Raw genomic sequence first — 24,363 nt, forward strand, 5'->3', positions numbered from 1 at the left:
ACAGGAGACCTGCAAAAATGACCGACGTACTGGGCTGGCGCGCGCTGTTCGGCGTGGTCGCGCCCTCGACCAACACCGTCGTCCAACCCGATATGGAGCGGATGCGCCCCGATGGCGTGACCAACCACGTCTCGCGCATCTGGGTGGAAGACCCCTACGCCCTCACCAACGAGGACTTCATCGCCGGCACCACTGCGATTGCGCAAAACACCCTCGATGCGGTGCGATCGGTAATGACCTGCAAGCCCGACTACCTCGTGCTCGGCATGTCGGCCGTCACCTTCTACGGCGGCGTCGAAGGCGCACGGACATGGAAGGCGCAGGTTCAGGAGGTGGCGGGCGTAGGCGCGTCCACCGGCGCCGAATCGGTTGCCGCCGCGCTCCATGCCTATGGCGCAAAATCGGTGAGCTTCGTCTCGCCCTATTATCCTGTCGCCAACGCCGAAGTCCGCCGGTTTCTCGAGGAAAGCGACTTTGCGGTGAAGCGTGATGTCCCGCTGCAATGCCGCCGCTGGACCGATATCGCCAAAGTCACGCCCGATCGGCTCGACGCTGTCATCGACCATCTCGATGGCGACGATGTGGACGCCATCGTGCAGGTGGGCACCAACCTGTCGATGGTCGACATCGCCGCGCGGCACGAGGCCCGCCTCGGCAAGCCGGTGATCGCGATCAACACCGCCACCTACTGGCACGCGCTCCGCAGCTTCGGCATCAAGGACCGCATTTCCGGTCTGGGGCGGCTGCTGGCGGAATTTTAGGCCATAAACAGCCTAGCCTGGCACCATGTCGATCCGCGCCGGCATGCGGTAAGGCTGGCGCATGGTCGACTGGGTGATCCACTCCACCGGCCCGGCCAGTTCGATCCGCACGTCAGGGGCGAACAGCCGGGCGAGCATGCGATGAACCATCAACCGGGCGATATTGCGGCCCGGGCACAGGTGGATGCCGCCGCCAAAGGTGGCGTCATAGCGCCGCATCCGCTCCAGCCTGTATGTGCCGGGATCGTCAAAAATATCGGGATCGCGATTGCCTGCCGCCCACAGCATGGCAATCGCGGTTCCGGCCGGCACCAGCATGTCGTCGAACACGAAGTCTTCCAGCGCATAGCGGTGTGTCACGATGACCGGGGACGACATCCGCATGCCCTCATCGATCGCGGCGCCAACCCGCTGCGGGTCCGCCCGCACCTCTGCCGCCGCAGCGGGATGGCGGAGCAGCTGATATGTGGCGTTGGCGGCAGCGAGCGCGGCGGTATGGAACCCGTCGATCAGATTGGCGGCGAGCGACAGCGCCACGCTTTCCGGCTTGCCTTCAATCGTGACCGCATCGAACTCCGCCGCCATGGTGGCGAGCAGCGGATTGTTGCCTTCGGCCAATGTCCGTTCGATCGCCGTGGCCATCAGCGACAGATAGGCGCCGATGGCCGCGTTGGCCTCAACCGTCTCGGCAGCGGTGCGCACGAGGAAAAAGAACGACGTCATCGCGCGCACCTGCTCGACGACCTGGCGCTGCTCCGATGGCGTAAGACCGATCAGCGCGCCCCAGAATCCTGCGGTGACCTGTTCAGTAAAGTCGAACCCGAAATCGATCTCGCCCGCCCCGGCAACCTCGGCCAGGACCTTGTCCACCACGCCGCGCACCAGATCGTCGAACGCGGCCACCTGCTTCATGCCGAATGGCTTGGCCAGCAATTGGCGGGTCGGGCCGTGGAGCGGCGGATTGGCGGTGAACACCTGATTGAAGAGGATGCGGCCAAAGTTCGACACATCGGGCTGGTCGTGCTCGGCCCGATCGTCCCCCGCCTCTTCCATCGCCCGCTCGGCAAGGGCGCGAAGCGGCATGTTGCCCACCGCCGGAAGCGCGGCGATCTTGCGCAGATCCTCGCCACGAAACACGACAATGCGCTTGCTACCCGCCTTGAACAGCCGTTCGGCAGTTCCGAACAGCGCGGCGAAATCCTCGGAAAAACCCGCTTCGAACGGATGGGGCAGGTCCGCAAGGTCACTGATCGACCGGCGCGTGACGTCGCCCTGCAATGGTTGCGCTGACATGGAACGCTGTCCCGGACAAGCAAGCCCCGGGGCGATGGGCGCGCCGGAACCGGACGTGGAAGGATGGGTGGATGATCCGCGCCCGCCCCGGCCCGCCAGGGTCGAAGCAGGTGCGCTAAAAGGTGCTCAGCCGCGCTCGCCGGTGAACGAGAACGCGCCGAACGGGCCGGCCGAAACGCTGCCGTTCAGGCTGGTTTCGGCCACGGTGCCATTAAACGTGAGCGAGAGCGGCATCGGATTGGTGATGTCGATCTTCCAACTCGCCTTTTCGCCGGTGATCTTGCCGTCCTGGATGGGGTGCGGCGCGCCATCTGCATCGGTGGCGGTGCCGGTCAGGCTATCCCCCGAAACCGTGAAGGTGGTCACGCTTTTCATTGGCCCCATCGGCGAGTTGACGATGATGTTCCATGTTCCGGCAACAGACATAGATATTCCTTCCCTGGCTCGCCGCGCGGTGGACGCCTGCCCGCCGGCAAGCGGTGTGCCTGTTGCCGCACGCTACCGCAAAATTTCATATAGTAAATACTATTCTTTGTTGGTGCGGCAGATTTCGCCCATGGCGACGCGCGCCAGGCGTTCCGCATCGAGAATCCAGATCACGCGATAGCCCAGCCGCACCATGCCGGCCTGCTCCAGCGTGCCCAGAATGGCATTGGCAGTCTGCCGTCCCATGCCGCAGGTGCCGGCAAGTTCGTCCTGGGTCATCGCCACCGGCGCATCGTCACCCGCGCTTGAGGCGAGCAGCACCTTGGCCACCCTGGCGGCGCGCGGCAGGCTGAGGAGATCCTGAATGTGGCTGATCGCCTGGCGCTGATGCGTACAGGCCAGCCGGCCGATATGCCGCCACAGTTCGGGTTGCTGTGCGGCAATCTCGGCAATCGCGGCAAGCGGTATCCGGGCAACCTGGCAAGCCCCTTGCGCGATCGCGTCCTGCTGGCGGGGCGCGGCATCGATGGTCGAGACTTCGCCGAACCACATGCCCTCGGCGGCGAGCAGCAGCAGGCAGCCGACGCCGCCCGGGCTCCACGCGATCAGGCGAACGCGGCCCTGCAGCATGGCGTACAGCCCGTCGGGCGCATCGCCCTGGCGATAGACCGCCTCGCCATCCTTGACCCGGCGCACCTGCGCGGCGGCGGCCAGCTGCGCCTGGATCGGATCGGCCAGGCTCGCAAACCATTCGCTCTTGCCCTGCATGGCCGCAAGGAACTGCGCTTCCTTTGTCATTCGATCATCCTCGGGCCGCAAGGAATGTCGGCCAATCGACAAAGCGACCAGCCGGTCTGTGGCATCCTTGCGCCAATAACCACTGGAGAGACGCATGACCCTGAACGCCACGCAAGCCCCTGATTCCGTGGAAGCGGCGGAACGCCAGATCCGCATCGACCTGGCCGCGGCCTATCGGCTCGTCGCCCATTTCGGCTGGGACGACCTGATCTTCACCCATCTGTCCGCGCGCATCCCCGGCCCCGAGCATCATTTCCTGATCAACCCATACGACCTGATGTTCGAGGAAGTCACCGCGTCCAGCCTCGTGAAGATCGATGTCGATGGCAATCCGGTGAGCCCGACGCCGCACCCGGTCAATCCCGCCGGCTTCACGATCCATTCGGCGATCCACATGGCGCGCGAGGACGCTGCCGCGGTGATGCATCTTCACACCCCACATGGCCAGGCTGTTTCGGCCATGGAGGGCGGGCTGTTGCCCCACACCCAGACCGCGATGATCGCCGGCAGCGGCCTGGCCTATCATGAATATGAAGGGCTTGCGGTGGATCTGGCGGAGCGGGAACGCCTGGTGGCTGATCTGGGAGACGCCAACCTGATGATCCTGCGCAACCATGGCACACTGGTGGTCGGGAAGAGCGTCGCTGCCTGCTTCCTGCGTCTCTATTTCCTCGAGCGCGCCTGCGAGGCGCAGGTCCTGATGCTGTCGGCCGGTCGCGATGCGCTGCATGCTCCGCCGCCAGAGACGCTGTCCAAGGTCGCGCTGCAATCATCGCCTGCCGGCATGGGCCTGGTGGCAGAGCGGCTGGCATGGCCGGCGCTGCTGCGCAAGCTCGACCGCATCGATCCCAGCTACCGCGACTGACGGAAGAGCTGGTGCGCGGGCCAGGCCGCGCACCAGCTCTTGGTCATGATCAGGCGGTCGCGGCGTCTGCGGATGCCGACTGCTTGATCAGCGAGCGCGTCGTCGTCACGGCCTGGAACGCGGCCATGCCCATCAGATTGACGTCGGTGGCCACGGTCACGATCTGGAAGCCTTTCGCCGCCATTTCCGCGGCATAGGCGGCCGTTCCGTTCTGGATGCCAGCGACAAGATTGCGCGCACGCACGGCCGCGATCACGCGATCGTAGATGGCCAGGATTTCCGGCTCCTGACGATCGAGCACGGGCGCGAGCCCCATCGCCAGGCCAAGGTCGCTCGGCCCCACATAGGCGCCACTGATGCCCGGCACATCGAGGATCGCCTCCAGATTCTCCACCGCCTCGACCGTCTCGATCTGTGGCAGAACCAGGACATTGGCATTGGCGATCCCCTGATAGGGCGACGCCGCCCCATAGAAACCGGCGCGAACCGGCCCGTTGGAGCGGGCACCCTGCGGCGCATAGAGGCAGGCATCCACCAGCGCTCGCGCCTGCTCGGCATTGTTGACCATCGGGCAGATGATGCCCCATGCGCCCGCGTCCAGGATCTTGCCGATGATGCCCGGCTCGTTCCACGGCACGCGCGCCAGCGGCACCGGGCCGCGGCCATGCAGGGCCTGCAGGCTCTCTACTGCCGAACGATAGTCATGCAGCCCGTGCTGCAGATCGATCGTCAGGCTATCCCAGCCGGTCTGCGCCATGATCTCGGCAACATAGCTGTCAGGTGCCAGCAGCCACCCGTTGACGCAGACTTCGCCGCGCTTGAGGCGTTCGATAAGCGGGTTTGCCATAATTCCTCTCCAGTTTTTTGTGTGCTCAGAAATAGGTCCGGATCGATCCGACGACGTTGAACGCGCCATCGATCACGTGCAGCACCCGCCACTTGTCGAAAGTGAGGCACGGATGAGAGATGCCGAAGCCGATCATGTCGCCCACCCGCAGCGGGGAATCGCGCGGGATATCGAGAAACCCGTGCTGGTCGTTGAGTGCGATGACCTGATGGTCTGGCGTGAGCGCCTGCGGCGCCGACATGTCTGCGCTGGGGCGATGCCAAAGTTCCGGCTTGGGCATCTCGTCAAAGCCGACATCGCGCTTGCCCATGGTGACGATCGCGCGGCCGGGCTCTGGCATGGATTGCACATAGGCCCAGACGCGCAAGGCCGGGCTAGGCGCATCCTCGGCCAGCAGTTCGGGCGCCCGCATGTTCAGCAGGGAGAAGAGGAACGTGTACAGGCCCGAGTCGTGCGTGATGTAGCAGCCGCTGCGCAGCAGCGTGGTGGTACGGCGCTGCAACCGCGCGGCGTTGAACGCGGTAACGACCAGATCGAAAAAGCCCGATCCGCCCGCGCTCAGCAGCACATCGTCCGAGGCGAACAGCCCTTCCCGGTCACACGCCTGTGCAAGCATAACAACCTGGCCCAGGAAGGCGTTCACGGCGTCGAGCGTGGATTCCAGGTCCGCCTTGCGGATAATACCTTCAAATCCTTCGACCCCGGCAAGTTCGAGGTACGGCGAGGCAGCCACTGCCCGCGCGACGGCAAGGCCCTGCTCCACCGTTCGGCATCCGGTGCGCCCGCCTTCAAAGCCCATTTCGACCAGCACCGGCAGCGCACGACGACCGCCTTTCCCGGCTGCGACGGCGGCGAGCTGTGTGACCAGATCGAGCGAATCGACCAGCGAATAGATGGCAAGCTCAGGATCCCGCTCAAGCTGATCCAGCACATAGGCGATGCCGCTGCGCCCGATCAGCTGGTTCGCCACAAAGATGCGCCGATGCCCGGCCGCCACGGCAACGGCGATCTGGTGGGGTGTCGATACCGTAATCCCCCACGCGCCATCGCGCATCTGCAGGTCGAACAGCGCCGGGGCGAGCGTGGTCTTGCCGTGCGGGGCCAGCGCCACGCCGTGCTCGGCCGCAAAGCTCCGCATCCAGCGGCTGTTGCGCTCCAGGCTCTCTCCGTCCAGCACCGCGACCGGCAGGGGAAGGTCTTCCCGCAAGAGATTCCAGCGCTTGCCCGCCACGTCTGCCAGCGGGATCGGTCCGCCGCCCCCCGGCACCCCCTTGTCCCAGGGCATGAGCGTGCCCGACAGATCACCATCGAAGCGCAGCGGGGTCTGCTCTGCGCCGCTCATGGATGCACCGCGACAACGGCCTCGATTTCGACCGTGATGTTCCCCGGCAGCGAGCCCACGCCCACTGCCGATCGCGCGTGGCGGCCAGCCTCCTCGCCGAACACCGCGCACATCAGGTCAGAGCAGCCGTCGATCACACGCGAATGCAGCACGAAGTCCGGCGTTGCATTGACCATGCCGAACAGGCGCACCACGCGCCGGACGCGATCGAGCGAGCCGAGTTCCTGGCGTATGACGGCAAGCAGCGAAAGGCCCACCAGCCGGGCATGCTCGCGCGCTTCGTCCGCAGAAACGTCGGCACCGACCTTGCCAAAGCGGTAGCCGGCCGCATCGCGCGGGCCTTGCCCGGAAAGATAGAGCAAGCCGCCATCGAGCAGGGCAGGCGCAAAGTTGGCGATGGAGGGGATCGCCGGCGGCAGCACGAGGCCGAGTTCCTCCAGGCGGGCTTCGGGTGAAAGCGATTGGGTCATGCGGCGCTGCCTTCCAAGAATTTGCGCCCGAAGGCGCCCAGGTCAGCCTCCCCGTTGGGGAAGGCAATAAGCTCAACCGCGCGCCCATCGGGATCGCGGACCGAGAAATAGCGGACGCCGAACATCTCATCGGGTTGGTCCGCCACGCCGATGCGCACATCGGCCAGCGCCGCGAACGCGGCATCGATATCGTCCACGGTGAGCGCAGGCGTGATGGTATCGGTGCCAGCCTTGGCCTCGCGCTGCTCCAGTTCCAGCAGCAGTTGCCCGATCATACCCTTTGCGTTCGGCACCTCCTCGGCCCTGCCGTCGTGGATCACCGCCATGCCCAGGCGATCGCGATAAAAGGCCGTGGTCACCGCCACGTCGGCCACGACGAGCGCGAGATGCGACAATCCCCTGATCCGAAAATGCCCGCCGCCGACGGCTGTTGCCGCGAGTGCTTCTGGCTCCGCCATCCCCATCTTCCTTCTCCTGTCCGCACCGGACGAACCATCATATCCGCAGACCATTCAATCTGTATAGCTTTCACTATATTTTTTATCTGTCAATCCGCGCGTGGACGCCCTACCAAGGCTTGGGGGCACCTCCGTCAGGGCTGCGCCGCTTGCGAGAGTCTCCGCGCAGGCGGCACGCCGGCCCCATTTGGGCGGGGGTGCCATTGCCGTCGGTTCAGAGAGGAAGACGAATGCGGAAGACGAAGGAAAAGATTGTCCTTGTGACGGGTGGCGCAAGCGGCATCGGCGCTGCCATCGCGCGCGCTGCTGCCGCGCAGGGACACAGGGTGCTGATCGCCGACATCGATGTTGCCGGCGCGGAACGCGTTGCCCAGGACATCGGCGAGCGCGCGCAAAGCGTCGCGCTCGACATTACCTCGGACGCGCAATGGTCTGCGGCGCTCGACCTGGCATGGGCGCAGTACGGCCGGCTCGACGTGCTGATCAACAACGCGGCGATCGTGCGGACCGGCTACGTTCGCAACGTGGCGATGGACGATCATGCGCTGACACTCGAAGTCAATGCCATGGGGCCAATGCGCGGCATGGTCGCCACGTTGCCGCGCTTTCGGGAACAGGGGCATGGACACTTCGTCACGGTGTGCAGCATGACCGCGTTCCTGCCCTTCCCGGGGCTCGCCAGCTATGCCGCGGCAAAGTTCGCGCTGCGCGCTTTCCACCTTGGCCTGGCCATGGAAGAGCGGGATTCGCCGCTGAACTTCACGATCGTCCACCCCACATCGACGGAAACGCCGATGCTGGAGGCAGAGGCGTCCAGCGACGAAGTGCCCATGGCATTCCTCTCTGACGCGGTTAGTGCCGACTATGTCGCGCAAGTGGTGCTGGAGGCGATGCGCCGGCGCAAGCTGGAGGTGTTCATGCCCGCAGACCGTGCCAAGTTCGTGCGGCGGCTGGGTGGCAATGCGGCCGAACTGCTGAAGATTGCCGGCCAGGCCGAGCAGTTGGGCGCACATAACCTGGCGGAGCGCCGCAAGAGCAAGAGCGAAGCGGCCTGAAACAGCGTGCCTCGGCCCGCGTGCGCGGACCGAGGCACCTTCTGCAACGATGATCGGTCAGGGCAGGCCGGCGCCGGCCACGTCCATTCGCACGGCATAGACCCGGGCCGTCCGCACGTCGCGCGCGATCGCCGGCGTCCTGCTGTCGGCGGTAAGGATGAACAGGGTGCGCCGGTCCTCACCGCCGAACACGCAGGCGATCGCTTCCTGCTCGGTCGCGATGCGATCGACCACTTCGCCGTCCCGACGCAGGCACAGCACTTCGCGGGATGTAGGCGAGGCAGCCCAGACGCAGCCGGCGGCATCCAGGCAAATGCCGTCGGGTAGGGCATCGTCGGGCAATCGCGCCCAGAGCCGCGGTTCGACCAGCGCGCCATCGGCTGCGATCGTCAGTTCGGTCAGCACGCGCGTGCCGCTTTCGGCAACGATCATCGTGGCGCCGTCGGGCTGGATGACCATGCCGTTGGGAAACCACAATCCGGCCGCCGCCGTCGACACCGTGCCATCGGCCGTAACCCGCGCGATGCTCGCGGTGCACGGCGAAATGGGATGAGTGTCGATATCGAAGCCGAAGTTGCCGACATAGGCAGTCCCGTCTGGCGCCACGATCATGTCGTTCGCGTGCCACGTGGCAATGCCTGAAAGATCGGCATGCACGTCGAACACGCCGTTGCGGTGGCGCAGGATCCTGCGGTCGTGCATCGACACGACCAGCATGTCGCCATCCGGCAACCAGCCCAGGCCAGAGACGGGACCATCGTGTTCGGCCACAACCTCCCACCCGGTGCTTTCCGAATAGCGCAGCACGCGGTTGGCGTGCATGTCGGAAAGGTAGAGCGCGCCGTTGTGCCAGCGTGGCGCTTCGCCGAAGGCCAGATCGTCGGCCAGCAGCGTCAGGGTATGGGTCATGGTGGTTCGCTCGCTGAAGAGGGATTATGCCTGGATCAGAAGTTTATCTTCGCGCCAACGCCATAGGTGCGCGGCGGCGCATAGTTGGGCTGGACGTAGCCGAACGGGCTGATGCTGTTGAACGCAGCGGTGGCGTAGTAGGTGTTGCCGAGATTGCGCACGAAGGCTGACAGCTCGAGCTGCGAGATGGTCAGCGCGACGCGTGCGTCCTGCGTCCAATAGGCCTGCTGCGTCGTATAGGGATCGTTGGTCGCGTCCAGGAACTGCCGGCCCTTGTAGGTGGCGCTGTATTGCAGATCTATCGCCTGGCTTTCGCCGATCGGGATATGGTACTGCGCCTGCAGGAACGTGCTCAACTTGGGCGAGAACGCCAGCTGGTTGCCCGAATAATCCGGCACGGTGGGATCGGCCACCAGCAGGAACCGTACGAGCTTGGTGTTCAGCAGACCCACCTGCGCGCTCAATGTCAGGTTGCGGACCGGGCGAACGGTCAGGTCGATATCCGCGCCATAGGTGCGCGCCTTTTCGGCATTGGCCGCAAGATTGAGCGGCCCGATCGGGCTAGGCACCAGGGCAAACAGCTGCATGTCGCGATAATCGTTGTAAAACAGCGCGGCATTGAACGTGACGGCGCGATCGAGGAACGTCGTCTTGATGCCCACTTCGTAGGTTGTCACCTTTTCCGGCTTCACCGGGCGCTGCTGATAGGCGGCCTGGGCGGGATCGGGGCTGAGAAAGCCGCCGTTGAAATCGCCGCCCTTGAAGCCTGTCGTCAGGGTCGCATAGGCAAGAACGCCAGGCATCGGCTTGAAATTCAGACCGATGCGATAGGAAAATGCGGAATTCTGCAGGCGGCTCGTGCTGTCGGCAACCTGAGCCAGTGGCGTGAAGTTGTCCATGCCGCCGCTCTGGTACTGCACCTGGCTGTTGAACAGGAACGAACGGCGCTCGTGGGTAAACCGGCCGCCGAGCACAAGGCGCAGCGTGCGGGTCAGGTTGTATTCGCCCTGCCCGAACGCGGCATAGGCGTCTGTCACCTGCGTATTGCGGGCAAACTGCCGGCTGGCCAGACCATCGCCCGCGCCAGGACCGTAAAACCGGTCGATGTCGAGCAGAAGCGCGTAATCCTGGTTCTGGTTCAGTCGCTCGTGCAGGTAATAGACACCCGCCACCCAGTTGTAGTTTTCCTTGGTCTGGTTGACGCGCAATTCCTGGGTGAACTCGTTGCTGTTGTTGCCCCAGTTCACCTCCAACTCGCGATAGGGCGAGGAGTCGCTGTCTTCGGGCAGGATGCGCTGGTTGTAATTATAGCCAGTCACGGACGTGACGGTGATCGTGCCCGGCGACCATTCGATCCGCCCGACAACGCCCCTGTCCGTCACTTTCAGATGCTCTGTCCGACTGGACGCGATGGAATAGCGCTTGGGGTCGCTCGGCTGGTTGTAGATGTCGACGCACTGCGAGGCATAGGTTGCAGCAACCGAACAGACCACGGGCGATCCGGTTTCGACCGAGCCCGGCTCGAACGCGCCAAGATGCGCGTAATTGTCAGGCAGCCGATCGACATGGGAGACATGCCCGACAACAAGAATGCGCAGATCCGGCGTCGGCTTGTAGAGCAGCGACGCGCGGAAGGACTCATCATCGGCGCCGTTCTGACGGCGATTGAGGAACGTGTTGTAATTGTACCCTTCCGAATAGTTCCGGACAAAGGCAAAGCGGGCCGAGAGCGTGTCGCTCAGCGGGCCGCTGACCGCGCCGCTGATCTGCGAGGTATCGAAATTGCCGTAGCGCGCATCGAGATAGCCCTCGAACGTATTCGTCGGCTTGGCCGTGATGAAGTTGATCGCGCCGCCCGAGGTATTCCGGCCATAGAGCGTCCCCTGCGGCCCCTTGAGCACCTCGACACGATCCAGATCGAACATCGCGAAGGCCTGCGAGGTGGGAGCACTGAGATAGAACTCATCCACATAGATGCCGTTCGGCCCGGAATTGTTGGAATTGTTCACGTTCAGCCCGATCCCGCGGATGGTGATCGCGGGCTGGTTTCCTGCGCCTTGCGGCAGGGAGACCACAACGTTGGTCGCAATCTTGCCGAGATCGGCGGCAGCCTCGACGCCCAGCTTCTTGAGCGAGTCACCCGAGAACGCCTCGATGGTGATCGGCACGTCCTGAATGTTCTCGCTACGACGCTGTGCCGTGACCACGATATCACCCTGGCCGACAGCGCCGCTCTGGCTCGACACTGGCGTGGTTTGGCCCGCAGCAGCCGGTGCGGTCTGGCCCAGCGCATGGCCGGGTAGCAAGGCTGCGACGATCAGTGCCATGGGCGCCGTCGCGCTTGCTGCGCCGATCATGCGATTGGTCTTGGTGCTTCTCCCCATCGATCTGCTCCTCATCTGTTTGCGACAAGTTAGCTAAAACTATCCATTTGGCAATAGGCCGATCGACAGGGGGGGCATGGATGCATTTCCCACCGCCAGCTGTCGCGTGGCGGCGCTTTTTCGGTTAGGGGAAGGCATGGCAGGAAAAACGGAAACCGTCGCAGACACAGCGACAGGCGAGAATAAAGTTCTCAAGAAAGCGCGCGCATCGTCGGCTGGAAGCAAGGCCGCACGCCCCCGCGCGACTCCAAAGCGAGACGCGGCGCGCAACCAGGATCTGGAAGACACGAAGGTGGTTCCGCGCTCGCGCAGGGCGATCGAAACCTACGAGAAGCTAATCGCCGCGGCCGGCGAATTGCTGGGCGAAGTCGGGTTCGAGCGGCTGACGACCAACGCGATCTGCGAACGCGCGCAGCTCACCCCACCAGCGCTCTATCGCTACTTCGATGACAAGTATCAAATCATCGAGGAACTCGCCACGCGGCTGCAAAAGCGGCAGTTCGATGCCTTTGCCGTCTGGCTTTTCAAGAATGGCGCGACGCTGGACACCAGCGAAAACCCGATCCTGCTGGCAGACTGGTTTCGCACCGCGTCCGAGATCATCGAAACGCAGCCCGGCGGCGTGTGGACCATCCGCGCGATGCGCGCGCTGCCCCATCTTGCCCATGTGCGGCTGGAATGGCAGCGGCGGTTCACCGACCAGATGTTCCGGTTTTACCGCCCGGCCATCACCGACCTTTCCGATGAAACGCTGTGGGCCAGGCTGCGCATTCGCGCCGAATTCGGCTTCGTGGTCGATGAACTGGCTCTCGAAGAAGACCGGGTTGCCCGCTCGACCCTGTTCAAGGAAGCTGCCCTGATCCTCACCGGCATGAGCCGCTTGACCACGTCATGAGCCGGACGGCGGCGACACGCCATTGACAGGTGTATAGTTTTAGCTAGCCTCCATGCGTCGGCGGTCCACCGGCGAGGAGAGCGCGTATGGCTACATCGGTGAAGCGTCGGCAGGCCTGGCTGCTCGATCCGCCGTCGCACCGCGAGCTTGCAGCGGTGATGGCGGTGGGGACCTTTGCCCTGGTGATCGCCGGCATTCAGCCGCTGCTGTTCGGGGCATTGGTAAACGAAGGCCGGATATCGGCTGCGGGCCTGGGCGGCGCGGTGACGGTGGAGTTCCTTGCTCTTGCCTCCGGGGTGGCGCTGGCCAGTGCCAGGCTCCAGCCGGTTCATCTGCGGCTGCGCGGGCTGCTTGCGGCCATGGCGCTGATCGCTGCCAACGTGATGAGCATGCGCCATGCAGCGCCGCTGCTGTACGTCGATCGCGGGATCGCCGGATTCAGCGCGGGGGTTTTGCTGTCGATCCCTTCGCTTCTGCTGGCGCGCTCGCGCAATCCCTCCAAGCTCGGCGCCGTGCTGATGGTGTTGCAGGGATTGGTCCAGGTGGCGTTTTCGGCGCTCCTGCCGCTCACCTTGATGCCGGCCTGGGGCGCCAACGGCGGGTTCCTGGCGCTGGCCGGCACGTCGACGCTCGCGGCGGTCTTCGTGCTTGGCGTGCCCAACCGGCTGCCCGCCGTCGCCGACGATCAGTCCGATGGGGAGCCCGCGCAAAAGCTGCCACCGGCCGGCGCGCTCAGCCTGCTGGGCGTGGTGCTGGTCTACGCCTTCGTCTTCGGCTTCTTTTCCTACCTCGGGCAAATCGGCACGGAAGCCCACCTCGGATCAGACCTGATCGGCCTCGTCCTTGCAGTGACGGTGGCAGCCTCGATCGTGGGGTCGCTGCTGACCGCCGCGATCGCGCCGAAGGTTTCGTTTTTCCGGGTCTACGGCATTTCGGTGGCGTGCAACGCGGCGCTGATCGTCATCCTGTTTCAATTGCCCGGGCCCATCGGCTTTGCGCTGTGCGCCGTCTGCTTCGGCGTGTTCTGGGGCCTGCTGATGCCGTATCAGCTCAACTTCACCGCCGAAGTCGATCCCACCCGGCGGGCCACCTTGCTCGTCCCCGGCGCCCAGGCGCTCGGTGCCAGCCTTGGCCCGCTGCTGTGTGCCCTGAGCGTTACGGCCACCGACAGCAGAGGGGCATTGATCGTCGCAGGCGCCTGTCTTCTCGGCTTCCTGGTCATCGTCATGGGCCTCCATGCCCGCCAGCGCCGGCTTCTGTCCCATCCCGAGCTGTTCCCTTCGACCTGACGCCTTGCTGGTCGGCTGACCGCCGCAGGGGCAAGGAAGGCAGCGCCAGCACTTAGCCGGTGGCGTGCAAGGGCTCGGCCAGGCCCAGCAGCGGCGGCTCGATGCAGTTGCGCCCGCGCTGCTTGGTTTTGTAGAGCGCGGCGTCGGCGCCTTCGATCAGCACATTGAGATCGAAATCATCCGTCAATGCGCCTGTCGCAATGCCGAAACTGGCAGTGACAAAGGGCGGCCCGATCGGTGCCCTGTGCGGTATGCGCCGCGCGGCAATTTCGCGCCGCATGCGTTCGGCAACAAGGATCGCGGTCGGCTGATCGATGTCGATGAGGAAGACAATGAACTCCTCCCCGCCGAACCGGCATACCCGGTCACCCGTCTTGCGCGCCTCGGATACCAGCAACCCCGAAATGCGGCGCAGGCAGTCGTCCCCGGCAAGATGGCCGAACGTATCGTTATAGGCCTTGAAGTGATCGATATCGACCATGACCACGGATACCGGCCGGCCGACATGAACCTGCCGCTGGATAGTGACCCACTGTTCCAGGGCACGCCGATTGCCCAGCCCGGTCAGCGGATCGATGATCGACAGTTCCTCGAAAACCTGCGCGCACAGGCGATCGCGAACCGAACGCAGCCAGCCGCGCCGCTCCATCTTTTCCAGGCTGTAGAGCGCCACCAGCGCGAAACCGGCAAAGGCGAGCGAGAGGAAGGCGGATGCGCCTTTCGACTGTACCGAGGCGTCTTGGAGACTGGCCAGGGTCAGGAGTTGGACAGTCACCGTGGTGGCCGCTGCCAAGAGGGCGTAGCGCCATCGCAGGCGCAGCATCATCACCGTGAACATCATGACGAACAGGATGCCCAGATGATAGTTCTCGCGCAGCGGGCTCGCACTGGCGACAACCAGCATATAGATGGAAAGCGCCATGATCGTGGAGAGTGCCACCTGCAGCCCCTCGCGCACGGCGGCGGGAGGATGGCGCGCGGTTATCCAGACTGCCGCGACCGTCAGGCTGGTCACCAGCCCGAACCGCAGGACCAACGCCAAGCCAAATGCATCGGGCAGGGAAAAATAGTCGAGCACGATAAGCGAATCGAACAGCGCCAGGGACAAGAGCGCCATGCGCACATACCAGCGCACCCGCACCGGCCCGGTCTCCTGCTCGAACTGCTCTTCCAGCACGCGCGGAAAGCGCAGCGCAAAGCCTCTCTTGTCCAGCGCCTGATCGATCAGCGCGAACTGCAGATCGACCGCACTCTTGCCGTGGAGGTCGTCCATCCCGTGTCTGCCCGCAGCAACTCCCATTTCAGGGTACATCGGCCGCAAGAATGAATTGTTAACAGACGGGTTTTTGAGTGCCTTGATCCACGGCCAATCAGCGGCAGGCGCAATTCTGGATCGGCGTGGCTCTCCAGAACGGCTGACGTATGGCCTCTGCCACCGCTTTCCTCAGCCAGCGGAGGGCGGGATCCTGCGATTGGCGCGCGCGCCACGCGATGTGGATGGCAATTTCCGGCAGGGCAACCGGCAGCTCGTGGATCGTCAGATGGGCCTTCTCCTCCTCGCGCAGGATCGCCGATGGCACGACTGCGAGAAGATCTGACCCGATCACGACGCTGGCAACGATCAGGAAATGCGGCACGCGCAGCATGATGCGGCGGCGCAGGCCCATGGTTTCGATGAGCGAGTCGACATTCGCCCCGGTACCTTGGCCGATATCCACGCCGACATGCGGCAGCGTCAGGAAAGCCTGAAGCGTCATTCCGCCAGACAGTGCCGGGTGCGCGCGATCGGCGATGCAGACCATTTTCAGCGTCTGGACAGGCTCGCAGTGCAGGCGTTCGGGCAGGTTGGGAAATACGCCCAGGCCAAGATCGGCCGCGCCGGATAGCAGGTGCTCGGTCCCCTCGCGCGCGCCCGATGCCAGCAGGTCGATGTCCACGCCAGGAGCGCTGGTCCGCAGGCGGGGAATCAGGTTGGGCAGCAGGTGCGCTGCACTCGCATCCGACATGGTAAGCGTGAAGCTGCGCTCCGCCGTGGCCGGCTCGAACTCGGGCTCGGTGTCCAACGCGGCGCGCAGCCGGTCGAGCGCACCGCCGATCGGGTCGGCCAGAGCCAGCGCGCGTGGGGTTGGGTCCATGGCACCGCCGCGGCGGATAAACAGATCGTCGCCCAGTACCCCGCGCAAGCGACGCAGGGCGTGGCTCATCGCTGGCTGGCTCAGCCCGACCCGATCGCCGGCGCGCGAGAGATGGCGGTCCTTCATCAGCGCATCGAAGATGACCATCAGGTTGAGGTCGAGCGAAGCCAGGTTGAGCGGAGCCGTCATGCCCCCGGCTATAGCAGCAAGGGATCATCACTGAAAACGAGGGAAATGCCCAGATCATTCACTATGCGAATAATGTGGTGCGAACATGCAATTTGCCCAACCCCGGCAAACCAGGCTTAATCACCCCAACAAGGCCCAAGAGAGCCACGAAGGGGAGAAATGATGAAGGCACTATTGCTGGTCGGCACTGCGTTTGCGGCGGTGTCGCTTCCCATGACCGCTGCCGCGCAAGTCGCCACGCCTGGCGCTGCCGTGGCGCCTGCAGCCACTACCCAGGCCGAACCATCCGGGCAAACCACCGGGCTTGCCGAGATCGTCGTCACGGCGCAGCGCCGGGTCGAAAACGCGCAGCGCGCCGCCGTGGCGATCGATGTCGTTTCGCCAGGGGAACTGACGCGCGCCGGGGTGGTGACGGCAACGACGCTCAACGCCACGGTTCCCGCGCTGACGGTGCAGCAAGGCGGCGGCGCCAACACCACGTTCTTCGTGCGCGGCGTCGGCAACTTCACCAACAACGGCTATTCCGACCCGGCGATCGCGTTCAACCTCGATGGCGTCTATCTGGGACGGCCGACATCGACCACCGGCACGTTCTTCGATCTGGAACGGATCGAGGTGCTCAAGGGGCCGCAAGGCACGCTGTACGGCCGCAACGCCACGGGCGGGGCCATCAACGTCATTCCGGCCAAGCCCAAGCTGGGCGAGCGGTCCGTCTCGCTTTCGGGCGGTTTCGGCAACTACAATGCCATTGACGTCGAAGCAGCGGCCAATCTGCCGATCGGTGACAATGCCGCGTTCCGCCTGGCCGGCAAGATCGTGAACCGGGACGGCTACAACCAGGACGGCACGTCTGATGAAGTGGGCCAGGCCATCCGCGCCCAGTTGCTCGTCCGCCCGAGCCCCGGCGTGACCGTAAGGATCAGCGGTGACTATTCGCATCAGGGCGGCCGGGGCGTTGGCGGCAGCTATGTCGGCACGGAAAACTTCACGCCGGGCACGCCCGCAACCGCGACATCCCCGGCGAACTACACGTTCGCGCCGGCAAACGTCGATCCGTACAGCGGCCTCCTGTCGCGTTCGGGCAGCGCCTATTTTGCGCAAGCGGTCATTCCCGGCACGTTCATCAATCCGGCGCCGCTGGTGCGCCCCTATCTCAACAACACCTACTGGGGCCTGACCGGCGAGGTTAATGCCGATCTGGCCGGCGGCACGCTCACTATCGTGCCGGCCTACCGGCACTCCAAACTCGACAACCTGTTCAACGGCCCGTCGTTCAGAGGGTCGCTCAACCGCGAGAACGACAGCCAGTTCAGCGGTGAAATGCGCTTCCAAGGTCCGCGGGTCGGTCCGTTCGACTGGTTGATCGGCGGCTACTACTTCGACGAAACCGTCAAGGGGCAGTATGGCATCAACCAGTACCAGATCATCTCCTTCCAGGATTTCACGTCGAAGACCAAGTCTTACGCCACCTTTGGACGGGTAACCGCCCATCTTGGCGATGCGCTGCGGTTTGTCGCGGCCGGGCGCTACACGCACGACAGCAAGACGTTCAACGGTAGCTCCGACACGCTCGTCGAACTGTGCAACAATGCGCCGCCGCCGTTCGGCACCGGCTGCTTTGGCGGGCCATCGCTGCCGGTTGTCCAGACCCTTGCCCAGGTGCCAGGTGTACCTGCCCTGCCCGGGCCAGCCAACGCGGTGCCCTATGGTTCGGCCGGCAATATCCTGTTCTACATTCCCAACCAGGTGAATGCCGCGATCAGCAAGGGCCGCGTGACCTATCGCCTGGCCGCCGAATACGATGTCGCGCGCGCATCGCTGCTCTACGCCAGCTATGAAACGGGCTATCGCTCGGGTGGCTTCTCCAACGCCCCAGGGCACGAAACCTTCGCCCCGGAATATGTCGAGGCGTGGACGCTCGGCTCGAAGAACCGGTTCTTCAACAGCCGCGTGCAGTTGAACATCGAGCTGTTCCACTGGCGCTATCGCAACCAGCAGGTGTCGCACTATGGCCTGGATGCCAACAACGCCACCAACTACTTTACAGAGAACATCGGCACCTCGACCATCAAGGGTGTCGATGTGGAAGCGCAGGTTCTGGTTACGCGCAACACGCGGTTGAGCGGGACGGTCCAGTATCTCGACGCCAAGGCCACCAGCTATACCTACAACACGCCCCGTGATGCGGCTTCACCCCCGCCGGCCGTGGGCTGTGCCGTAACGCCGACAACTGCGGGCGGCGCGGCTGTCTACGCGATCGATTGCGCCGGCAAGCCCAGCTACAATTCGCCGCGCTGGTCGCTCAACGGCGGGATCGAGCAGACGATTCCGCTCGGCGATCGCAAGCTCGTGCTGAACGGCGATGCCCGCTACCGGTCCAACAGCGTCGTCGGTTTCGAATATCTCGCGCAGCAGAACAGCGGTTCGTTCTGGACATTCGATGCCTCGGCCACGTTCGGATCGACCGACGAACGCTGGTCGATCACCGGCTATATTCGCAACATCACGAACCAGGCGGTGCCACTGTTCACACAGTACGTGGCGCCAGCCGGCGGTGTGCTGTCGTCGGTCTATGCCCCGCCCCGGACGTATGGCGTGCGCCTTGGATACAAGTACTGATCAAGCCGGAGAGAACGTGATGCTGAAGATGATCATCGGCGGGCGCCGCCGCGCGGGAATGACTCACCGCGACTATTCCCGCTATGCCGAGCAGGTTCATGGTGCAACGGTGGCGCATAACCCCGGCTACATGACGAGCTACATCCAGAATCACGTTCTCGATGCAGTCTATGGCACCCATGCGGCAGGATGGGTGGCCGGGCCCGACTTTGACTCGTTCAGCGAGATCAGCTTTCCCGACGGGGCAGCGTTTGCCCGTTCGATCGCCGATCCCTATTACCGCGAAACCATCCAGCCCGACGAGCTCAACTTCGTCTGCCACAGTGCCATCATCCTGCTGGCCACCCGGACGCAGGAGGTTGGGGTACGCGTGCCGGGCGCCGCCCCACTCAAGCTCATGCGGTTCATTGCCAGCAACAACGCGTCGCCGCCTGCCGCGTTTGCCCAGGCCTGGGCGCAGGAGGCCGGCCGCATCGCCGATCATCCGGCCCTTGCCCCGTTCCTCCGGCGCATGACCCGCAGCATCAGCATCGCGGGAGAGGCCGACGCCAACCTTCCCGCCAACTTCATCGCCAATGCGCCGCTCAGCCCCTTTGCCGGGGTGGAAAGCCTGTGGTTCGACAGTGATGACACGTGGCGCGCGATCGATGCCTATCGCGTGGTGATCGAGGAACCCCAATCACACCTTTCTGGCCTGCTGGACCGCCGGCAGGAAGCGCTGTTCGTGGTCGAGGAGCGCACGATCGTGGCCGATCACAAGGCGCCCAACGCAGCAGTGGAGATGACGTGATGGCTCGCTTTGTTCAAAACCGCTGGTATCAGTTCGCCTGGGCCGATGAAATTGCCGATGGTGCCGTGCTGACCCGCACGGTGCTGGATATTCCCATGGTCGCCTTCCGCACCGACGCCGGCAAGATGGCCGTGCTCGACAATCGCTGCCCCCACCGCTTTGCGCCGCTCAGCGAAGGCAAGCGGGAAGGCGACACCATCGCGTGCCCCTATCACGGCCTGGTGTTCAATACCGCCGGCCAATGCGTCCGCAACCCGCACGGCGCGGCGACCTCGACGCTTGCGGTCGCCAGTTTCCCGGTGCTGGAGCGGCATAAGGCGGTGTGGATCTGGGTCGGCCAACAAGAGCCGGACGAAAACCTGCTGCCCGATCTTTCCTTTATCGATGCCGCGCCGGAAACGGCACAGTTGCGCCTGCACACCGCGGTCCAGGCCAACTACGAACTGCTCGCCGACAATATCCTCGATCTGAGCCACGCCGATTATCTGCACGCCAGCAGCCTGGGCAGCGGGTTCAACACGCGGGCCAAGTCGACCGTGGAAGAACATGCCGATCACTTCTCCATCGCCTGGCGTTCGGACAGCGACGATGCGCCGCCGGCCTTCAACCTGGAATCGCCGGCCAAACTGTGGACCGAGGTGGATTGGTATGCGCCGGCGCTGATGGTCCTGCGCGCTGGCGGGCATCCGGTGGGCAAGCCCGAGCGCGGCATCGACACGCTCAACCTGCACAACATGACGCCCGAAACGCTGACCAGCACGCACTATTTCAGCTGCAACACGCGCAATTTCCTGATCAATGACGCCGCGTTCAACGCTGTCCTGCGCGAACAGCTGATCCACGCTTTCCAGGTCGAGGACAAACCGATGATCGAGAAGGTCCAGCGGCAGATGGGAACGCCAGACCTGTGGTCGCTAGGGCCAAAGATGCTGCCGATCGACAAGGGCGCCGTGCTGGCCCGCCGCCGTGTTGCCAGGCTGATCGAGGCTGCCGAATAAGGCCGCGAGCCCGGCGCGGATCGATCGCCGCGCCGGGCTTGTCCACTATTTCCGAAACATGTCTATTGCGATGGCATCGGCCATCGCCTGGTAGCCCGCATCGTTGGGATGTAGCCAGTCGCCCGACTGCAGATCCGTTCGCATCCTCTTGGGACGAAGCGGGTCGCGTATAACCGCGTCGAAATCGATCACGGGGCCATCGCCGGGGTTGTTTCTGATCCAGGCGTTCACCGCCTGGCGTGTCGCTTCGCCCGCCTCGGAATAATAGTCGGCGCCTTCGAACGGCGGTATGGTCGCCAGGTGAACCTTGATCCCATGGGCGTGGGCCCGCGCGGTGATCTGTTGATAGGCCGCGATCAGCGCGGCGGCCGGCGTTTCGGGCGCGCTGCCGATATCGTTGATACCCTCCAACACGATCAGGTCGGTAACCCCGGTCATGGCAAACACATCCCGATCGAGCCGCGCCAGGGCTGGAACCCCGAAGATCGCCACAGGATCAGGCGCAAGGACGCGATTGCCGCTGATCCCCACGTTGACCACCGCCGCAGACGCAAGGTCCGCCGTGCCATGCAGTCTCGCGGCGAAAAAGTCTGGCCACCGTCGGTCGGCGCCGGGGGTCGACATATAGCCGTCGGTGATCGAGTCCCCCAATGCCGCGATTACCCGGCCCGGTGGGCCCTGCACCTCGACCGCCGTCAAGAACGGGCGCGCCGGAGAGCGGGACGCCGGGGTAAACGCACGCGTGGTGTAATCGCCGGGTGGCGAGAGCAGCGTATAGGCCTGCCCATCGGCGTGGCACGTGCATGCGACCTTCTCGTCTGCGACGTATATCGCCACGCTGAGCTGGGCGCGCGCGGGAACGCGGATCGCGATGGCATCGCTGACCAGCGGTGATCCGGGCGCCACGGTAAAGTCGGCGTTGCCATTGGCGGTCACCACCCGCGGCTCGCCAACCGTCTTCGCCCCTGCCGCATCGAGCAGGCGAACCGTCACGCGACCAATGTGCAACGGCGCCGCACCGAACTCGTTGGACAGGCGGAGGCGAACCGCATCGCCACCCGCGCTCAGGCGGATGACCTGAACGATCGTCTGGTTCGCGATGACCGGACTAACGACTTCCGGCGGAACACCCGGGCCCGCCTGCAACGACGGCGCGGGTGATGCCGTCCAACTCGCCCGCCATACCTGTGCGCCCGCCGGCGCTCCTGCCGCAAAGGCAGCCACGATCAGCGCAGCAGCGCGAACAGCCATCCAGGGCATCGTGCCGAACACTCCTGCAAAAGATCCATCACGCATGGGCCGGCGGGATCACACGTCCTGGCCGACCCATGCTTGCAACGATGGTCAATAATGGAACGAAACCTGCACGCCATAGGTGCGCGGCGCCCCGACCGTCTGCGTAATCATCCCGAACGGCGCCGTCTGGTCGGCCGCGCCGATCGCGTACTTCTTGTTGGCAACGTTGCGGACATAAGCACCGATATCGAAGCCATGCTTGTTCTGGTAAACGATGTTCAGGTTATGAATCCAGTACCCGCTCTGGGTGATATAGGGGTCGTTGGTCGAGTCGAAATACTGGAAGCTGCGATAACTTGAATTCCAGCGGAAATTGAGATCCCCATTCAACGCGTCGAGCGGAATCTTGTAGCTGGCGGTTCCGGAAAAGCTGAACCGGGGCGCATTGGCAAGACGATTGCCATCGAGCGGCGTGGCGCCCTCGAACATCGGCAAGCCTGCGCTGATGATCTTGGCATTGAGCCACGCCGGCGCCAGGGTGAAGGTCAAGCCGCGAACAGGGGCGGCGGTCAGTTCCACCTCGACGCCCTCGGTACGTGCCTTGTGGGCATTGGCCAGAACCTGTGTGATCTGTTGGATCGGCCCGGCCGCGGTGTTCACGGTCTGCGGAACCTGCGCGAAGATCTGCTCGTCGATATAGTCGTTGTAGAACAGGGCAACGTTGAAGATCAGCCGGCGATCAAACCAGCTCGTCTTCGCCCCGATTTCATAGGCTGTCACCCGCTCGGGCTTGACCGGCTGCAGCTGAAACAGCGCTTGCTCGGGGTCGCTGCTCAGGAAGCTGCCGTTGAACACACCGCTTTTGAAACCGGTTGCGACGCTGGCATAAGTCAGGATCGCATCGGTCGGGCGATAGCTGACCGCAGCGCGCCAGGTGGCGTTGGTGTTGGTCTGGGTCTGGTCCGAAGAAATGAACCCTTCCAGCGGGCCGAAATTGCCGCGACCGCCGGACTGGTATTGCCGCGACGCGTCATACTCGAACGTCTTGCGTTCGTGAGTCAGCCGGCCCCCAAGCGTGAGCGTCACGTTGCCGAGCGTATAGTCGGCTTGGCCGAACGCAGCCACGGAATCGGTTTTCTGATGGCTGTGGTCATAGGCACGCTGGGCGATGCCATCGAAATTGCCGGCGCCGGCCGGAATGCCGAAGCCGCCGTAGAGATCACCATCGATGAAGAGATCAAGCGGTTGATCCTGCCGGAGATCTTCGTGGAGGTAGTACAGGCCGAACACCCAGTTGAATTTTGCGGAGGTGTACGCCGCACGCAATTCCTCGGTGTAGGTGTTGGTTTTCACGCCAAATGTCGCTTCGACCAGATTGGCCGGGTTGGCGTCGCTGTCCTCGGGGAAGTATTTGTCGTTGTGTTGAAAGGCCGAAATCGAGGTCAACGTCACGCGGCCGAGGTCGTAGTCGATCCGGGCGGTTTCGTTGAGATTGAGGTTCCGCAGATACTGGGTGCGGTTGTATTGGCCGCGATAGAAGTTGGACGGCGTGCCGAAGCCGAACATATCGACGCAGTTGCCGGCATAGGCATCGGTGACCGAGCACACCACCGGCGCCGGATCGCTTTGCGTGCCAGGCTTCAAGGTGCCGATATGGCGATATTCGTTGGGCACGTTGTTGACCAGGCCGGCGGTCGAGCTGAGCAGGATTTTCAGGTTCGGCGTCGGCTTCCACAGCAACTGTGCGCGCACGGCCTTGCTGTTCGTGCCATTGGCGGAAATGCCGTAGAAGTCGTTGTGCATGAAGCCATCGGAATGATTGTAGACGACCGCAATGCGCGCACTGAGATTGTCCGTAATCGGCCCGCCGACCGCGCCGGTGACAAACGTGGTGTTATAGTTGCCCTGCTCGATATGGACGTCGGCCGTCAGCTGGTCGGTGGGCTTTTTCGACGTGAACAGCAGGGCGCCGCCGCTGGTATTGCGCCCATAGAGCGTGCCCTGCGGCCCCTTGAGCACCTGCACCTGGTCGAGATCGAAAATCGCAAAGCTCTGCGCCGAGGGCGCGCTGATATAGACATCGTCAATATAGACGCCGTTGGGGCCAGCGTTGTTGCTGTCAAAGTCATTGAGGCCAATGCCGCGAATACTGATCAACGGCTGATTGCCGACCCCCATGGGGCTCTGGATCATGAGGTTCGGGGTCGCCTGGGCGATATCCTCGGTGCTCTTGACGCCGATCGACTGGAGGTCCTGGCCGGACAGCGCCTGGACGGACACCGGCACCTTCTGAATATCTTCGTTTCGGCGCTGCGCCGTGACCACGATCACACCGACCTGGTTGGAATCCGGGGCCACGGCTACCGCCGTGGTCGCAGGGGCCGCCTGGGCGGCAGCGCTTCCAGCATATCCCAGAACCATCATCGCGCTCGTCATCAACAGCGTTCGATTTAGCAACTGCTCGGACATAAGCCCCCCTCATATTTTGTTGTGGACCGTGGCCTTTTCGCAGTGGGCGAATGCAGCCTCATTGCGATAGCTAGTGCTATTGAAACATGTTCGACATACCTTGGCAATAGGGGAATAATGGGGCGGCGGATTTAG

21 protein-coding genes are annotated in these 24,363 nt (G+C 64.0%); 8 read left to right on the forward strand and 13 right to left on the reverse strand.

Features of this window, described 5'->3' with window-relative positions; all coding sequences use genetic code 11:
• The first annotated feature begins 17 nt into the window (after nucleotides 1–17).
• Entirely contained in the window at nucleotides 18–761 is a 744-nt protein-coding gene (locus tag FHW97_RS08390) for an arylmalonate decarboxylase (protein ID WP_171798675.1), read from the forward strand.
• 12 nt (nucleotides 762–773) lie between these two features.
• Here FHW97_RS08390 and FHW97_RS08395 read toward each other — a convergent pair whose 3' ends face one another.
• From FHW97_RS08395 to FHW97_RS08405, 3 genes are all read right to left on the reverse strand, one after another.
• The gene (locus FHW97_RS08395; protein WP_171798676.1) at nucleotides 774–2,054 is read right to left on the reverse strand and encodes a cytochrome P450; all 1,281 of its coding nucleotides are present in this window, start codon (nucleotides 2,052–2,054) and stop codon (nucleotides 774–776) included.
• A gap of 126 nt (nucleotides 2,055–2,180) precedes the next feature.
• Nucleotides 2,181–2,480, reverse strand: coding sequence for a hypothetical protein (locus FHW97_RS08400; protein ID WP_171798677.1), 300 nt, complete (start codon nucleotides 2,478–2,480; stop codon nucleotides 2,181–2,183).
• Nucleotides 2,481–2,579: 99 nt separating this feature from the next.
• Nucleotides 2,580–3,278, reverse strand: coding sequence for a Crp/Fnr family transcriptional regulator (locus FHW97_RS08405; protein WP_022677696.1), 699 nt, complete (start codon nucleotides 3,276–3,278; stop codon nucleotides 2,580–2,582).
• Between the two features lie 94 nt (nucleotides 3,279–3,372).
• On the opposite strand from FHW97_RS08405, the gene FHW97_RS08410 reads away from it, so the two are divergent.
• Nucleotides 3,373–4,143: a class II aldolase/adducin family protein gene (locus tag FHW97_RS08410; protein ID WP_171796776.1), complete on the forward strand. Its 771-nt coding sequence runs from the start codon at nucleotides 3,373–3,375 to the stop codon at nucleotides 4,141–4,143.
• Nucleotides 4,144–4,192: 49 nt separating this feature from the next.
• Here FHW97_RS08410 and FHW97_RS08415 read toward each other — a convergent pair whose 3' ends face one another.
• From FHW97_RS08415 to FHW97_RS08430, 4 genes are read right to left on the reverse strand one after another with little or no spacing between them, the layout of a single operon-like run.
• A complete protein-coding gene (locus FHW97_RS08415) occupies nucleotides 4,193–4,990 on the reverse strand; it encodes an HpcH/HpaI aldolase/citrate lyase family protein (protein ID WP_022677698.1) in 798 nt (265 codons plus the stop codon).
• Between the two features lie 25 nt (nucleotides 4,991–5,015).
• Nucleotides 5,016–6,332, reverse strand: a complete 1,317-nt coding sequence (locus FHW97_RS08420) for an amino acid deaminase (RefSeq protein WP_216647701.1) — start codon at nucleotides 6,330–6,332, stop codon at nucleotides 5,016–5,018.
• Nucleotides 6,329–6,802: a RidA family protein gene (locus tag FHW97_RS08425; RefSeq protein WP_022677700.1), complete on the reverse strand. Its 474-nt coding sequence runs from the start codon at nucleotides 6,800–6,802 to the stop codon at nucleotides 6,329–6,331. Before FHW97_RS08425 ends, FHW97_RS08420 begins: the two co-directional genes overlap by 4 nt.
• Nucleotides 6,799–7,260, reverse strand: coding sequence for a VOC family protein (locus FHW97_RS08430; protein ID WP_171798678.1), 462 nt, complete (start codon nucleotides 7,258–7,260; stop codon nucleotides 6,799–6,801). The genes FHW97_RS08425 and FHW97_RS08430 overlap by 4 nt, the downstream gene beginning before the upstream one ends.
• A gap of 230 nt (nucleotides 7,261–7,490) precedes the next feature.
• Between FHW97_RS08430 and FHW97_RS08435 the strand changes: the two genes are divergently transcribed.
• Nucleotides 7,491–8,315 (forward strand): SDR family oxidoreductase, encoded by an 825-nt coding sequence (locus FHW97_RS08435; RefSeq protein WP_171798679.1) that lies wholly within the window; start codon nucleotides 7,491–7,493, stop codon nucleotides 8,313–8,315.
• Nucleotides 8,316–8,372: 57 nt separating this feature from the next.
• Here FHW97_RS08435 and FHW97_RS08440 read toward each other — a convergent pair whose 3' ends face one another.
• Together FHW97_RS08440 and FHW97_RS08445 are read right to left on the reverse strand one after the other, a co-directional pair.
• Nucleotides 8,373–9,224, reverse strand: a complete 852-nt coding sequence (locus FHW97_RS08440; RefSeq protein ID WP_062786705.1) for an SMP-30/gluconolactonase/LRE family protein — start codon at nucleotides 9,222–9,224, stop codon at nucleotides 8,373–8,375.
• 35 nt (nucleotides 9,225–9,259) lie between these two features.
• The gene (locus FHW97_RS08445) at nucleotides 9,260–11,608 is read right to left on the reverse strand and encodes a TonB-dependent receptor (RefSeq protein WP_171798680.1); all 2,349 of its coding nucleotides are present in this window, start codon (nucleotides 11,606–11,608) and stop codon (nucleotides 9,260–9,262) included.
• A gap of 292 nt (nucleotides 11,609–11,900) precedes the next feature.
• Between FHW97_RS08445 and FHW97_RS08450 the strand changes: the two genes are divergently transcribed.
• Both FHW97_RS08450 and FHW97_RS08455 read left to right on the forward strand, forming a co-directional pair.
• On the forward strand, nucleotides 11,901–12,503 hold the full coding sequence (locus FHW97_RS08450) for a TetR/AcrR family transcriptional regulator (protein ID WP_216647702.1): 603 nt from the start codon (nucleotides 11,901–11,903) through the stop codon (nucleotides 12,501–12,503).
• Nucleotides 12,504–12,589: 86 nt separating this feature from the next.
• A complete protein-coding gene (locus FHW97_RS08455; protein ID WP_171798681.1) occupies nucleotides 12,590–13,792 on the forward strand; it encodes an MFS transporter in 1,203 nt (400 codons plus the stop codon).
• Nucleotides 13,793–13,844: 52 nt separating this feature from the next.
• Here FHW97_RS08455 and FHW97_RS08460 read toward each other — a convergent pair whose 3' ends face one another.
• Nucleotides 13,845–15,065 (reverse strand): diguanylate cyclase, encoded by a 1,221-nt coding sequence (locus tag FHW97_RS08460; RefSeq protein ID WP_171798682.1) that lies wholly within the window; start codon nucleotides 15,063–15,065, stop codon nucleotides 13,845–13,847.
• A 97-nt stretch (nucleotides 15,066–15,162) separates the two neighbouring features.
• Entirely contained in the window at nucleotides 15,163–16,116 is a 954-nt protein-coding gene (locus FHW97_RS08465; protein WP_022677708.1) for a LysR family transcriptional regulator, read from the reverse strand.
• Nucleotides 16,117–16,278: 162 nt separating this feature from the next.
• On the opposite strand from FHW97_RS08465, the gene FHW97_RS08470 reads away from it, so the two are divergent.
• The 3 genes from FHW97_RS08470 to FHW97_RS08480 are packed head-to-tail and all read left to right on the forward strand — an operon-like array spanning nucleotide 16,279 to nucleotide 20,523.
• A complete protein-coding gene (locus FHW97_RS08470; protein WP_171792934.1) occupies nucleotides 16,279–18,735 on the forward strand; it encodes a TonB-dependent receptor in 2,457 nt (818 codons plus the stop codon).
• Nucleotides 18,736–18,754: 19 nt separating this feature from the next.
• Nucleotides 18,755–19,525 (forward strand): EthD domain-containing protein, encoded by a 771-nt coding sequence (locus FHW97_RS08475; protein WP_171798683.1) that lies wholly within the window; start codon nucleotides 18,755–18,757, stop codon nucleotides 19,523–19,525.
• A complete protein-coding gene (locus FHW97_RS08480; protein ID WP_171798684.1) occupies nucleotides 19,525–20,523 on the forward strand; it encodes an aromatic ring-hydroxylating dioxygenase subunit alpha in 999 nt (332 codons plus the stop codon). Before FHW97_RS08475 ends, FHW97_RS08480 begins: the two co-directional genes overlap by 1 nt.
• Before the next feature lie 45 nt (nucleotides 20,524–20,568).
• On the opposite strand, the gene FHW97_RS08485 is transcribed toward FHW97_RS08480, so the two are convergent.
• Complete coding sequence (locus FHW97_RS08485) at nucleotides 20,569–21,774, reverse strand: SGNH/GDSL hydrolase family protein (RefSeq protein ID WP_171798685.1); 1,206 nt, start codon at nucleotides 21,772–21,774, stop codon at nucleotides 20,569–20,571.
• Nucleotides 21,775–21,867: 93 nt separating this feature from the next.
• Nucleotides 21,868–24,183 carry a TonB-dependent receptor gene (locus tag FHW97_RS08490; RefSeq protein ID WP_171798686.1) on the reverse strand — a complete coding sequence of 772 codons (2,316 nt, stop codon included), beginning with the start codon at nucleotides 24,181–24,183 and terminating at the stop codon, nucleotides 21,868–21,870.
• Nucleotides 24,184–24,363: the final 180 nt, after the last annotated feature.

The sequence above is a fragment of the Novosphingobium sp. SG754 genome (genome assembly GCF_013149315.1).
GTDB classification, from domain to species: Bacteria; Pseudomonadota; Alphaproteobacteria; order Sphingomonadales; family Sphingomonadaceae; genus Novosphingobium; species Novosphingobium capsulatum.

Coding starts and splice junctions, on each gene's coding strand:
- FHW97_RS08465 (WP_022677708.1), bottom strand. CDS start 16,116: ATGACGGCTCCGCTCAACCTGGCTTCGCTCGACCTCAACCTGATGGTC.
- FHW97_RS08395 (WP_171798676.1), bottom strand. CDS start 2,054: ATGTCAGCGCAACCATTGCAGGGCGACGTCACGCGCCGGTCGATCAGT.
- FHW97_RS08440 (WP_062786705.1), bottom strand. CDS start 9,224: ATGACCCATACCCTGACGCTGCTGGCCGACGATCTGGCCTTCGGCGAA.
- FHW97_RS08480 (WP_171798684.1), top strand. CDS start 19,525: ATGGCTCGCTTTGTTCAAAACCGCTGGTATCAGTTCGCCTGGGCCGAT.
- FHW97_RS08485 (WP_171798685.1), bottom strand. CDS start 21,774: ATGGCTGTTCGCGCTGCTGCGCTGATCGTGGCTGCCTTTGCGGCAGGA.
- FHW97_RS08430 (WP_171798678.1), bottom strand. CDS start 7,260: ATGGCGGAGCCAGAAGCACTCGCGGCAACAGCCGTCGGCGGCGGGCAT.
- FHW97_RS08470 (WP_171792934.1), top strand. CDS start 16,279: ATGAAGGCACTATTGCTGGTCGGCACTGCGTTTGCGGCGGTGTCGCTT.
- FHW97_RS08490 (WP_171798686.1), bottom strand. CDS start 24,183: ATGATGGTTCTGGGATATGCTGGAAGCGCTGCCGCCCAGGCGGCCCCT.
- FHW97_RS08425 (WP_022677700.1), bottom strand. CDS start 6,802: ATGACCCAATCGCTTTCACCCGAAGCCCGCCTGGAGGAACTCGGCCTC.
- FHW97_RS08400 (WP_171798677.1), bottom strand. CDS start 2,480: ATGTCTGTTGCCGGAACATGGAACATCATCGTCAACTCGCCGATGGGG.
- FHW97_RS08475 (WP_171798683.1), top strand. CDS start 18,755: ATGCTGAAGATGATCATCGGCGGGCGCCGCCGCGCGGGAATGACTCAC.
- FHW97_RS08455 (WP_171798681.1), top strand. CDS start 12,590: ATGGCTACATCGGTGAAGCGTCGGCAGGCCTGGCTGCTCGATCCGCCG.
- FHW97_RS08390 (WP_171798675.1), top strand. CDS start 18: ATGACCGACGTACTGGGCTGGCGCGCGCTGTTCGGCGTGGTCGCGCCC.
- FHW97_RS08435 (WP_171798679.1), top strand. CDS start 7,491: ATGCGGAAGACGAAGGAAAAGATTGTCCTTGTGACGGGTGGCGCAAGC.
- FHW97_RS08405 (WP_022677696.1), bottom strand. CDS start 3,278: ATGACAAAGGAAGCGCAGTTCCTTGCGGCCATGCAGGGCAAGAGCGAA.
- FHW97_RS08415 (WP_022677698.1), bottom strand. CDS start 4,990: ATGGCAAACCCGCTTATCGAACGCCTCAAGCGCGGCGAAGTCTGCGTC.
- FHW97_RS08460 (WP_171798682.1), bottom strand. CDS start 15,065: ATGGACGACCTCCACGGCAAGAGTGCGGTCGATCTGCAGTTCGCGCTG.
- FHW97_RS08410 (WP_171796776.1), top strand. CDS start 3,373: ATGACCCTGAACGCCACGCAAGCCCCTGATTCCGTGGAAGCGGCGGAA.
- FHW97_RS08445 (WP_171798680.1), bottom strand. CDS start 11,608: ATGGGGAGAAGCACCAAGACCAATCGCATGATCGGCGCAGCAAGCGCG.
- FHW97_RS08420 (WP_216647701.1), bottom strand. CDS start 6,332: ATGAGCGGCGCAGAGCAGACCCCGCTGCGCTTCGATGGTGATCTGTCG.